At 59.4% G+C, this 12,174-nt stretch carries 9 protein-coding genes and 1 pseudogene; 8 read left to right on the forward strand and 2 right to left on the reverse strand.

Features of this window, described 5'->3' with window-relative positions; genetic code table 11:
• Positions 1-105: 105 nt before the first annotated feature.
• From ACZYSM_RS16130 to ACZYSM_RS16140, 3 genes and pseudogenes are all read left to right on the forward strand, one after another.
• Positions 106-567: pseudogene (locus ACZYSM_RS16130) on the forward strand (alpha/beta fold hydrolase); the annotation flags it as partial.
• 49 nt (positions 568-616) lie between these two features.
• Positions 617-1,054 carry an acyl-CoA thioesterase gene (locus tag ACZYSM_RS16135; protein WP_489072472.1) on the forward strand — a complete coding sequence of 146 codons (438 nt, stop codon included), beginning with the start codon at positions 617-619 and terminating at the stop codon, positions 1,052-1,054.
• Positions 1,055-1,211: 157 nt separating this feature from the next.
• Positions 1,212-2,171, forward strand: a complete 960-nt coding sequence (locus tag ACZYSM_RS16140) for a tRNA dihydrouridine synthase (protein ID WP_489072473.1) — start codon at positions 1,212-1,214, stop codon at positions 2,169-2,171.
• A 229-nt stretch (positions 2,172-2,400) separates the two neighbouring features.
• Here the strand turns inward: ACZYSM_RS16140 and ACZYSM_RS16145 are convergent, their stop codons facing one another.
• Entirely contained in the window at positions 2,401-5,691 is a 3,291-nt protein-coding gene (locus ACZYSM_RS16145) for an EAL domain-containing protein (RefSeq protein WP_489072474.1), read from the reverse strand.
• 69 nt (positions 5,692-5,760) lie between these two features.
• Positions 5,761-6,651 carry a LysR family transcriptional regulator gene (locus ACZYSM_RS16150; protein WP_489072475.1) on the reverse strand — a complete coding sequence of 297 codons (891 nt, stop codon included), beginning with the start codon at positions 6,649-6,651 and terminating at the stop codon, positions 5,761-5,763.
• Between the two features lie 146 nt (positions 6,652-6,797).
• Here ACZYSM_RS16150 and leuC point away from each other — a divergent pair, with 146 nt between their 5' ends.
• The 5 genes from leuC (at position 6,798) to asd (ending at position 12,152) form a co-directional block, all read left to right on the forward strand.
• Positions 6,798-8,228: a 3-isopropylmalate dehydratase large subunit gene (gene leuC, locus ACZYSM_RS16155; protein WP_489072476.1), complete on the forward strand. Its 1,431-nt coding sequence runs from the start codon at positions 6,798-6,800 to the stop codon at positions 8,226-8,228.
• Positions 8,229-8,230: 2 nt separating this feature from the next.
• A complete protein-coding gene (gene leuD, locus ACZYSM_RS16160; RefSeq protein WP_489072477.1) occupies positions 8,231-8,875 on the forward strand; it encodes a 3-isopropylmalate dehydratase small subunit in 645 nt (214 codons plus the stop codon).
• A gap of 172 nt (positions 8,876-9,047) precedes the next feature.
• Positions 9,048-9,815 carry a class I SAM-dependent methyltransferase gene (locus ACZYSM_RS16165; RefSeq protein WP_489072478.1) on the forward strand — a complete coding sequence of 256 codons (768 nt, stop codon included), beginning with the start codon at positions 9,048-9,050 and terminating at the stop codon, positions 9,813-9,815.
• A gap of 74 nt (positions 9,816-9,889) precedes the next feature.
• A complete protein-coding gene (gene leuB, locus ACZYSM_RS16170; protein WP_489072479.1) occupies positions 9,890-10,972 on the forward strand; it encodes a 3-isopropylmalate dehydrogenase in 1,083 nt (360 codons plus the stop codon).
• A gap of 67 nt (positions 10,973-11,039) precedes the next feature.
• Positions 11,040-12,152 carry an aspartate-semialdehyde dehydrogenase gene (gene asd, locus ACZYSM_RS16175; protein ID WP_191489025.1) on the forward strand — a complete coding sequence of 371 codons (1,113 nt, stop codon included), beginning with the start codon at positions 11,040-11,042 and terminating at the stop codon, positions 12,150-12,152.
• The last annotated feature ends 22 nt before the right edge of the window (positions 12,153-12,174 follow it).

Raw genomic sequence — 12,174 nt, forward strand, 5'->3', positions numbered from 1 at the left:
TCGGTTGAAGACAGGGACTGTTTAACCGTCGTATTCTTTTTCATGGATTCGCCCTCGCTGTCGGTGGCTTCTTAGACTGCCCCCGTGGCGCATTGACGCCTCGGCGCGGGCGAGTCCATCCAATTACAGGCCGTCATCGGTCACTCCATGGGCGGCGCCAGTGCCATGCTGGCGGTCCAGTTGGGCTTGCGTACTGAAACCCTGGTCAGCATTGCAGCTCCAGCCCGCATATTGGGTGTGCTGCGCGGTTTCGCCCGGTATGTACGCTTGCCGCCAGCGGCGCGTTCGGCGTTTATCCGGCAAGTTGAGCAGGAGGTCGGCATGCCGGCGTCCCGGCTCGATGTGGCCCACTATCAATTGGATATGCCAGGGCTGATCGTGCATGCCGAGGATGACTGCTTTGTTCCGGTCAATGAATCGCAGTTGATTCACGAGGCCTGGTTCGACAGCCGTCTGTTGCGACTGCAAGAGGGCGGCCATCAGCGTGTATTGGCTGACCCGCGTCTGATCGAAGGGGTGTTGGCTTTGCTCGCCGGACGCAGTCTGCAATCGCGCCAATCCGCCTGAGCATCCGTTACACTGCCTCGGTCGAATTTATCTGACTGGGGAGTGGGGCATGGGCTGGGATCTGGCAACGCCATTTATCATTGATCTGCAGGTGGATGCCGAAGACATCGACGGGCTCGGGCATGCCAATAACGCGGTGTATGTCACCTGGCTCGAGCGCTGCGCCTGGCGTCATTCGCAGCGCTTGGGGCTGGACCTGACCGAGTACCGACGGCTGGATCGGGCGATGGCCGTGGTACGCCACGAGATCGATTACCTGGCGGCTGCCTACGAGGGTGATGAAGTGCAATTGGCGACCTGGATCGTCGATTGGGATCAGCGTCTGAAAATGACCCGACGCTTTCAATTGGTCCGCCCAAGCGATAACACCACCTTGCTCCGGGCCCAGACCACGTTCGTGTGTATCGAGCTGTCCAGCGGCAAGCCCAAGCGTATGCCGGCGGAGTTTATCGAGGGCTATGGCCCAGCGTTGCACGTCGCGGTGTAGGAGCTGCCGCAGGCTGCGATCTTTTGACTTTGCTGGAGCCGCCGAAGATCAAAAGATCGCAGCCTGCGGCAGCTCCTACGCGGGCGTGGGTTTACCACGCGAAACCCAGTAAACTGCCTCACGTTTTTTTGCCCGTGTTTTTCGTTGAGTGTTATCCATGCAAATTGCTTTGGCGCCCATGGAGGGGTTGGTCGACAACATCCTTCGGGACGTTTTGACCCACGTTGGCGGGATCGATTGGTGCGTGACCGAATTCATCCGCGTCAACGATCGTCTGCTGACCCCGGCTTACTTTCACAAGTTGGCCCCTGAGTTGCTCCACGGCGCGAAGACCGCTGCCGGCGTGCCGTTGCGCGTGCAATTGCTCGGCTCTGATCCGGTATGCCTGGCGGAAAACGCTGCACTGGCCTGCGAGCTGGGCTCACAAGTTATCGACCTGAACTTCGGCTGCCCGGCCAAGACCGTCAACAAGTCTCGCGGTGGTGCGGTGCTGCTCAAAGAGCCGGAACTGTTGAACGCAATCGTCGCTGAAGTCCGTCGTGCGGTGCCGGCGCATATTCCAGTGACGGCCAAGATGCGCCTGGGCTTCGACAGCCCGGACGGCGCACTGGTGTGTGCCACGGCCCTGGCTGAGGGCGGCGCTGCGCACATCGTTGTGCATGCCCGCACCAAGACCGACGGTTACAAGCCTCCTGCCCATTGGGAGTGGATTCCACGCGTCCAGGAAGTGGTCAAAGTGCCGGTGTTTGCCAATGGCGATATCTGGAGCGTCGAAGATTGGCGCCGCTGCCGTGAGATCAGCGGTGTCGAAGACATCATGCTCGGTCGTGGGCTGGTGTCGCGTCCGGACCTGGCGCGGCAGATAGCCGCGGCGCAGGCCGGTGAAGAGGTTGTCGAGATGTCCTGGGACGATCTGCAGCCGATGCTTCAGGAGTTCTGGGCGCAAGCCGTCGCGCAACTGACACCACGCTCTGCGCCGGGGCGTTTGAAGCAATGGCTGGCGATGCTGACACGTAATTATCCTGAGGCGGTTGAGCTGTTCACGGCGATGCGTCGGGAAACCGATCTGGATCAGGTCGGGCGTTTGCTGGGCATTCAGAACACCAAAGCGGCCTGAGGATCGTTCAAACGAACCACGTCGCATTAAGAACGGGCGCTTTGGCTAACGCCAGTCAGTTAAGGGTATGTGTAGGAGCGAGCTTGCTCGCGATGGATCTGAGGGCGACGCGTTTATCCAGCAAACACGCGTCATCGTTAACGTCCATCGCGAGCAAGCTCGCTCCTACAAAGGCTGCGTTCGCTTAACTGACCGGTATTGGGCGCTCCGGAGCCCTTTTTAATGCCCTTTATTTGAGCAGCTTCTTGAACTCGTCCAGCGGTAACGGCCGGCTGTGCAGGTAGCCTTGATACAAATGGCAGCCCAGACCTTGCAAGAACTCAAGCTGCTCCGAGGTTTCCACGCCTTCGGCAATCACTGCCAGATCAAGGCTGAGGGCCATGGCGACGATGGCGCGAATGATTTCCGCGTCGTTCGGGTCGTTGGTTGCGTCGCGGACGAAGGACTGATCGATCTTCAGCGCATCCACGGGTAGGCGCTTGAGGTAGGTCAGCGAGGAGTAGCCAGTGCCGAAATCATCCATGGCAAAACTGACCCCGAGTTTTTTCAGGCGGCGCATCTTGCTGATGGTGTCATCGAGGTTCTGGATCACGATGCCTTCGGTGATCTCCAGTTTCAGCAGTGAGTAGGGCAGTTGATGGTTGCTCAGGCTGCGTTCGATGCGTTCGACGAAGTCGTTCTGGCGAAATTGCCGTGGGCTGATATTCACGCAAAGGCTGAAATTGAGTGGGTCGATCCGGCCCTCGTCGATCAGTTGGCGGAAGGCCTGGCAGGCCTCATCGAGAATCCAGGTGCCGACCTCCAGAATCAGCCCGCTCTCTTCCAGGACTTTGATGAACTCTGCGGGGGATTGCGCCCCCAGTTTTGGGTGTTGCCAGCGAACCAGTGCTTCGGCGCCCACTATGCGGTTGCCGCGCGCGTCGACTTGTGGCTGGAAGTGCAGGCTGAACTCGCCTCGCGAGAGGGCCAGGCGCAGGTCGGTCTCCATGCGCAATCGCTCGCTGGCGGCTTTTTGCATGGTGCTGTGGAACATTTGCGTGGTATTTCGCCCGGAATCTTTGGCCCGGTAGAGCGCGATGTCCGCGCGCTTGAGCAAGTCGCTTGGGGTCGAGCCGTGGTCGGGGATCAAGGCTATGCCGATGCTCGGCGTGACTTGCAACCGTTGACCATCGAGAAACATGGGCTCGGACAGCAGCTCGCGCAAAGTGTCGGCCAGCTCGCGCACTTGATCGCTGACCTCACTTCGTGTGCCTTCCAGGCCGCTGAGCAATACCACAAACTCGTCGCCGCCAAGGCGCGCGACGGTGTCCTCCATGCGTACGCTGGCCTCAAGCCGGGCGGTGATGATTTTCAGCACGGTATCGCCGACCGGGTGGCCGAGGGAGTCGTTGATGTGCTTGAAGTGATCGAGGTCGAGAAACAGCAGGGCGCCACGCAGGTTATGCCGTTTGAGCAGCGCTATTTGCTGGCTCAGGCGGTCCATCAGCAGTGCACGGTTGGGCAGGTTGGTCAGAGGGTCGTGGTAGGCCAGATGGCGAATTTGCGCCTCGGCATTCTTCAAAAGGCTGACGTCCCGCGCCGTCAGTAGCAGGCACGGTGTTTCATTCAGGGTAATGGGCTCGACCGATACCTCGACCGTGAGAATATCCCCGCGCTTGTTACGGCCGAGCATTTCCAGATGATGAACCCGGCCTTTTATCTGCAATTCCGCCAGCAAGGTCGAGCGCTGTTTCTCCTCGGCCCAGATGCCAATCTGATACACCGTGCGCCCGACCACCTCGTCCGCACGGTAGCCCGTCAACCGGCAGAAACCGTCATTGACCTCCAGATAGCGCCCGGTGTCGCGCTCGGTGATGGTGATGGCGTCGGGGCTTGAGTGGAATGCCTTGGCGAACTTCTCTTCGCTGGCCTTGAGCGCGGCCTCGGAGCGTTGCTGTTGGGTGATGTCGCGCAGGGTGGTGACGATGCAGGGTTGGTCGCCGACGCTGATCTGGCGACTTGAGATCACGCAGGTCAGGGACTGGCCGTCTTTGTGATGAACAATCACTGCGACATTGTTCAGCGCCTGCTCGCGGATGACTTGCTCGATGCGTTGCTGGCGCTTCCCTGTATTGTCCCAGAGCCCGATCTGATCGGTGCTGCGATTCATGACGTCGGCGGCAGTCCAGCCAAATGTCTGGGTGAAACTGGAGTTGATCTCGATGAACTGGCCGGTGTCCTGGTGGGTCACGCAGATCGGGTCCGGGCTGACCTGGAACAGACTGGCGAATTTCTCTTCGGAAGTGACCAGGCGTTGCTCGCGTTCCACCTGCTCGGTGATGTCCAGTAGAGTGCCGGCCATGCGAAACGGATTACCGTCTTCGTCGCGGTAGAGCCGGGCCCGGCTTTCCAGGTAGCGCGAACTGCCGTCTGCCAGCTGCACATGGTAGGTCAACTGATAACTGCCTGCCGGTCCTTCACGCAGGCTGCGATAGGCGTCGCGCATGCTATCGCGCTCTTCATCGGGAACGCCTTCAAAAAACGCATCGAAGGGTTCGTGAAAGGGCTTGGGATCCAGACCATGAAGCTGTGCGGCCCGTGCCGAGCCATAAAGCATGCCGCTGGGAATGTGCCAGTCCCAGGTACCGAGTTGGGCAGAGTCCAATGCCAGGTCGAGGCGCTCCTGGCTGTCTTTCAGTGCTTGCTCGGCGTTTTTGCGTTCGCTGGTGTCGAGGAAGGTGCTGAGTAGATAGGGCTGACCCTCCAGCTCGACCTTTTGCGCGCTGAGAATGCCGTCGTGAATTTGCCCGCTGCTGGCACGAAACTGAACCTCCATGTTGATCAGTTCGCCTTTGGCTTTGGTGGCTTTGATCAGTTGGGCGCGCTGTTCCGGATGGACCCAAAGACCCAGCTCCAGCGTGGTGCGGCCGATCGCATCTTGCACTGGCCAGCCGAACAGGCTTTCGAAATACTGATTGGCCTCGCTGATTAAACCGTCTTCCTGGCGGGTCAGCAGCACCATGTTCGGGCACAGATGAAACAGCGTGGCGAAGCGTTTTTCCGAGCTGCTCAAGGCTTGTTCGCGCTGGCGTTGATGGGTGATTTCACGGATCACGCCGATCATTCTCGGTTTGCCGTTCTTGTCCGGCAGCAGGCTACCGTTTATCTCCAGCCAATGCAGGCTCCCGTCCGGCCAGCGGATTCGGTGATGCATCACCTGCTCCAGTGGCCCTCCAGCGACCACGGCATGGAAGGCGCGCATCGCTTTGGCCCGATCCTCAACGGGCAGCAGGTCCAGATATTCCAGATCGGCTGGCAGCGGTTGCCGGGGGTCGAAGCCAAACAAGGCCTGAGTGCCGCTTGACCAACTGATTTGCCCGCGTTCTATGTCCCAATACCAGGCGCCCAGGTGCGCGCCGTTCAGCGCGGCGAGCAATTGCGGGGCGCTCTCCCAGCTCTGTTCCGACGTTTTTGGGTCGAGCGCCTGAATACGCGGCATAGGGGGCATGGGTTTGCGGGTGCGGTCAGCGGGTTTGTACATTGGCAGCGGGCCTTAAGCTGAATGAGGCATTTAGCGCGAGGGTTCCAGGCCATAACGGGTTAGCACAACTTATGCCTGGATCCGTGGCAAATCGATTTGTGCATCCAATAAGGCCATGAAAGCCCGCGCAGCATTCGACAGTGTCCGTTCGGTGTGCAGGATATAGCCTAGCTGGCGAGTGAGCTGTATGCCCGGTAAAGGAATGCGCGCCACCTGATCATCGAGCATGGTGCGCGGTAAAACACTCCAGGCCAGACCAATGGAGACCATCATCTTGATGGTTTCCAGATAGTTGGTGCTCATGGCGATATTCGGTGTCAATCCTTGCGCTTCGAACAGGCGCTGGACGATATGGTGGGTGAAGGTGTTGCCACCAGGGAATACCGCCGGATGCAGTGCGATGTCGGCCAGGCTGACCACGCCATTGCTGACCAGCGGGTGTTCGGGGGCGGCAACGAAGTCCAGCGGGTCATCCCAGACCGGTGTCGCCTGCACCAGCGTGTGGGGTTCCGGCGCGAGAGTGATCACGGCCAACTCGGCGCGACCATGGAGAATTTCTTCGTAGGCCACTTCCGAATCGAGGAACTGAATGTCGAGCGCTACCTCTGGATAGCGCCGGGTAAAGACCCGCAATAATGGCGGCAAGCGATGCAGACCGATGTGGTGGCTGGTGGCCAGGGTCAGACGGCCGGTGACCTCGCCAGTCAGATTGGTCAGCGCTCGGCGGGTGTCATCCAGCACATTGAGGATCTGATAGGCCCGAGGCAGCAGGGCGCGCCCGGCTTCAGTCAGACTGACTTCACGGCCGAGCCGGTCGAACAACCGCACCTTGAGTTGCTGCTCCAGCCCGGCAATGCGTTTGCTGATCGCAGGCTGTGTCAGGTGCAAGCGCTCGCCTGCGCCGGAGAAACTACCGGTCTCGGCGATCGCGATAAAAGCATTGAGGTTGGCCAGGTCCATGGTCGTATTCCAAATGGTTATCCAAAGCATAAAAAATATGAATTTGAGTTATTTAATGTAACCCCATAGGATCGACCTCACAAGCCAAGGGGTTATTGAAATGCTCAAAACCCACGGCATAGAAACAAGCTGATGAGGACCGTCTGATGGCCGGCAAAACGCTCTACGACAAGCTCTGGGATTCGCATTTGGTTAAACAGCGCGACGATGGGTCTGCGCTGATTTATATCGATCGTCACATCATTCATGAAGTGACCTCGCCGCAGGCCTTCGAAGGCCTGCGTCTGGCAGGGCGTAAGCCTTGGCGCATCGATGCCAACATCGCGACCCCAGACCACAACGTACCGACCACCCCGGAGCGTAAAGGCGGCATCGAAGCCATTGTCGACCAGGTCTCGCGTTTGCAGGTCCAGACCCTCGACGATAACTGTGATGAATACGGCATTGTCGAATTCAAGATGAACGACATCCGTCAGGGCATCGTCCACGTGATCGGCCCCGAGCAGGGCGCAACTTTGCCGGGGATGACCGTCGTCTGTGGCGACTCCCACACCTCGACCCACGGTGCATTTGGTGCCTTGGCTCACGGGATCGGCACTTCCGAGGTCGAGCATGTGCTTGCCACTCAGTGCCTGGTCGCGCAAAAAATGAAGAACATGCTGGTTTCCGTGGAAGGGCAATTGCCGTTCGGCGTGACGGCCAAAGACATTGTCCTCGCAGTGATCGGCAAGATCGGTACTGCCGGTGGCAACGGCCACGCCATCGAGTTCGCCGGTAGCGCGATTCGCGATTTGTCGGTTGAAGGCCGCATGACCATCTGCAACATGTCCATCGAAGCCGGTGCGCGGGTTGGTTTGGTCGCAGCGGACGAAAAGACCGTCGCCTACGTTAAAGGCCGTCCGTTTGCCCCGAAAGGCGCGGAGTGGGACATGGCCGTCGAAGCCTGGAAAGATCTGGTGTCCGACGCTGATGCGAAGTTCGACACCATCGTTGAGCTCGACGCCACCCAGATCAAGCCGCAAGTCAGCTGGGGCACGTCTCCAGAAATGGTGCTCGCGGTCGATCAGAACGTGCCGGACCCGGCCAAAGAGACCGATCTGGTGAAGCGCGGCTCCATCGAACGCGCCTTGAAGTACATGGGTTTGACCGCCAATCAGGCGATCACCGATATCCAGCTGGACCGCGTATTCATTGGTTCCTGCACCAACTCGCGGATCGAGGATTTGCGTGCTGCGGCGGTGATCGCCAAGGGCCGTAAAGTGGCCTCGACCATCAAACAGGCGATCGTGGTCCCGGGTTCGGGTCTGGTGAAGGCGCAGGCTGAGTCGGAAGGCCTGGACAAAATTTTCCTCGAGGCCGGTTTTGAGTGGCGTGAACCAGGTTGCTCGATGTGTCTGGCGATGAACCCGGACCGATTGGAGTCGGGCGAGCACTGTGCATCGACCTCCAACCGCAACTTCGAAGGCCGTCAGGGTGCCGGTGGTCGTACGCACCTGGTCAGCCCGGCCATGGCCGCCGCCGCCGCCGTCAACGGTCGTTTCATCGACGTCCGTGAATTGATCCAGGGAGCGCAGTAAACATGAGAGCTTTTACCCAGCACACTGGTCTTGTCGCGCCTTTGGATCGTGCCAACGTCGACACCGATCAGATCATTCCAAAACAGTTTCTCAAATCGATCAAGCGCACCGGCTTCGGCCCGAACCTGTTCGATGAGTGGCGCTACCTGGATGTCGGTCAACCGTACCAGGACAACTCCAAGCGCCCGTTGAACAAGGATTTCGTGCTCAACGCCGAACGTTATCAAGGTGCCAGCGTGTTGCTCGCCCGGGAGAACTTTGGTTGTGGCTCGAGCCGTGAGCATGCGCCGTGGGCGCTGGAAGAATACGGCTTCCGCAGCATCATCGCGCCGAGCTATGCCGACATCTTCTTCAACAACAGCTTCAAGAACGGTTTGCTGCCGATCATCTTGAGCGATGCCGAAGTCGATGAGCTGTTCCAGCAGGTCGAAGCAAACCCTGGCTATCAGTTGCAGGTCAATCTGCAAGCCCAGACGGTGACCCGTCCGGACGGCAAGGTCTTGAGCTTCGAGATCGACGCATTCCGTAAACACTGCCTGCTCAACGGTCTGGACGATATCGGCTTGACCCTGCAGGACCATGAAGCGATTGCGACCTTCGAAGCCAAGCACCGCGCGAGCCAGCCTTGGTTGTTTCGCGACGCTTGATTGATTCGAAATTGTTGTAGGCAGTTCCGGCCTCATCGCGAGCAAGCCCGCTCCCACACTAAATTTGTGTCGGGCGGGATACTGAAGCCATACCCAATCTAATGTGGGAGCGGGCTTGCTCGCGATGACGGTCGCACACACAACACAAGACTCACCCTAAAAGGAAGTCACCATGACCAGCAGTCCCCAGCATAGCCAAGTGGTACAAAAGCAATTCGGTGAACAGGCTGCGGCCTATCTGAGCAGCGCCGTGCACGCTCAAGGCACTGAGTTCGCGCTGCTACAGGCCGAGCTGGCTGGGCGCTCAGATGCAAGAGTTCTGGATCTGGGTTGCGGCGCTGGCCATGTCAGTTTTCATGTGGCTTCGTTGGTAAAAGAAGTCGTGGCTTACGACCTGTCCCAGCAGATGCTCGACGTAGTGGCTGGCGCGGCGATTGATCGTGGTTTGAACAACGTAACGACTGTGCTGGGCGCCGCCGAACGTTTGCCGTTCGCCGATGGCGAGTTTGATTTCGTCTTCAGCCGTTATTCGGCGCACCATTGGAGCGATCTCGGTCTGGCCCTGCGCGAAGTGCGGCGGGTGCTCAAGCCGGGCGGGGTGGCGGCGTTTATCGATGTGTTGTCGCCGGGTAGCCCGTTGTTCGACACGTATCTGCAAACCGTCGAAGTGCTGCGCGACACCAGCCATGTGCGCGATTATTCTGCCGGTGAGTGGTTGCGTCAGGTCAGCGAAGCGGGTCTGCATACCCGCAGCACGACTCGTCAGCGTTTGCGCCTGGAGTACAGCTCTTGGGTCGAGCGCATGCGTACACCTCAAGCGCTGCGGGTAGCAATCCGTGAGTTGCAGCAGGCCATGGGCGCTGAGGTGCGCGAGTATTTCGAGATTGAGGCCGATGGTTCGTTCAGTACGGATGTACTGGTGCTGATGGCTGAAAGATAAGCGCCGAACGATAGAATTTTTCCCCGGCGAGCCCGCGAGCCCGCGGGCACACCGACAGATGAAATGAGGAAAGCATGAGCAAGCAGATTCTGATTCTCCCAGGTGACGGTATTGGCCCGGAAATCATGGCCGAAGCGGTCAAGGTGCTGGAGCTGGCCAACGACAAGTATCAGCTGGGTTTTGAATTGAGCCATGACGTGATCGGCGGCGCTGCCATCGACAAGCACGGCGTGCCTTTGGCTGATGAAACCCTGGCTCGCGCGCGCGCTGCCGATGCGGTGCTGCTCGGCGCTGTAGGCGGCCCGAAGTGGGACACCATTGAGCGTGACATTCGTCCAGAGCGCGGATTGCTGAAAATTCGTGCGCAACTGGGACTGTTCGGCAACCTGCGCCCGGCGATTCTTTACCCGCAACTGGCCGAGGCATCGAGCCTCAAGCCGGAAATCGTCGCGGGTCTGGATATCCTGATCGTCCGCGAACTGACCGGCGGCATCTATTTCGGCGCGCCTCGCGGCACCCGCGAGCTGGAGAATGGCGAGCGCCAGGCCTACGACACGCTGCCTTACAGCGAAAGCGAGATTCGTCGTATCGCCCGTGTCGGTTTCGACATGGCGCGTGTGCGCGGCAAAAAGCTCTGCTCGGTGGACAAGGCCAACGTACTCGCCTCCAGTCAGCTGTGGCGTGAAGTGGTCGAGCAAGTGGCCAAGGACTATCCGGACGTCGAGCTGAGCCACATGTACGTCGACAACGCCGCGATGCAGCTGGTGCGCGCTCCAAAGCAATTCGACGTGATCGTCACCGACAACTTGTTCGGCGATATCCTGTCTGATGAAGCGTCGATGCTCACCGGTTCCATCGGCATGCTGCCGTCGGCGTCGCTGGATGCCAACAACAAGGGCATGTACGAGCCGTGCCACGGTTCGGCCCCGGACATCGCCGGGCAGGGCATTGCCAACCCGTTGGCGACTATTTTGTCGGTATCGATGATGCTGCGTTACAGTTTCAATCTGCTGGATGCCGCTGATGCCATCGAGAAAGCCGTGAGCCTGGTGCTGGATCAAGGTTTGCGCACTGGCGATATCTGGTCGGTGGGTTGTGCCAAAGTCGGTACGCAGGAAATGGGCGACGCAGTAGTCGCCGCGCTGCGGAATCTGTAATCTCTTGGGCCCCGCTTGTCGCTGATGCCGGCAAGCGTGCCCACTTTTTGTAAAAGGTGTAGTTGCGATGAAACGTGTAGGTCTGATCGGTTGGCGCGGTATGGTCGGTTCCGTGCTCATGCAGCGGATGCTGGAAGAGCAGGATTTCGATCTTATTGAGCCGGTGTTTTTCACCACTTCCAATGTCGGTGGCCAAGGTCCGTCCGTGGGCAAGGATATTGCTCCGCTGAAGGATGCTTACAGCATTGAAGAGCTGAAAACCCTCGACGTGATTCTGACCTGCCAGGGTGGCGACTACACCAGCGAAGTCTTCCCGAAACTGCGCGAAGCCGGCTGGCAGGGTTACTGGATCGACGCCGCTTCCAGCCTGCGGATGCAGGATGACGCAGTGATCGTGCTCGATCCGGTGAACCGCAAGGTCATCGACCAGCAACTCGACGCTGGCACCAAGAACTACATCGGCGGCAACTGCACTGTCAGCCTGATGCTGATGGGCCTGGGTGGCTTGTTCGAAGCCGGTCTGGTTGAGTGGATGAGCGCCATGACGTATCAGGCGGCCTCCGGTGCCGGCGCGCAGAACATGCGTGAACTGATCAAACAGATGGGCGCGACCCACGCTGCTGTCGCCGATGAACTGGCCAACCCGGCCAGCGCCATCCTCGACATCGACCGCAAAGTGGCCGAAGCCATGCGCAGTGACGCGTACCCGACCGAAAACTTCGGTGTGCCGTTGGCTGGCAGTCTGATCCCGTGGATCGACAAAGAGCTGCCGAACGGTCAGAGCCGCGAAGAGTGGAAGGCCCAGGCCGAGACCAACAAAATCCTCGGTCGCTTCAAGAGCCCGATCCCGGTCGACGGCATCTGCGTGCGGATCGGCGCGATGCGCTGCCACAGCCAGGCGCTGACCATCAAGCTGAACAAAGACGTGCCGATCGCCGATATCGAAGGGCTGATCAGCCAGCACAACCCTTGGGTCAAACTGGTGCCGAACCAGCGTGAGATCAGCATGCAGGAGCTGAGCCCAACCAAGGTCACCGGTACCCTGAACGTGCCGGTTGGCCGTCTGCGCAAGCTGAACATGGGGTCGCAGTTCCTCGGTGCCTTCACCGTTGGCGACCAACTGCTGTGGGGCGCGGCCGAACCGCTGCGTCGCATGTTGCGGATTCTGCTTGAGCGTTGATCGATTGATGCAATGAAAGAAC

This window comes from Pseudomonas sp. F220 (genome assembly GCF_057813935.1).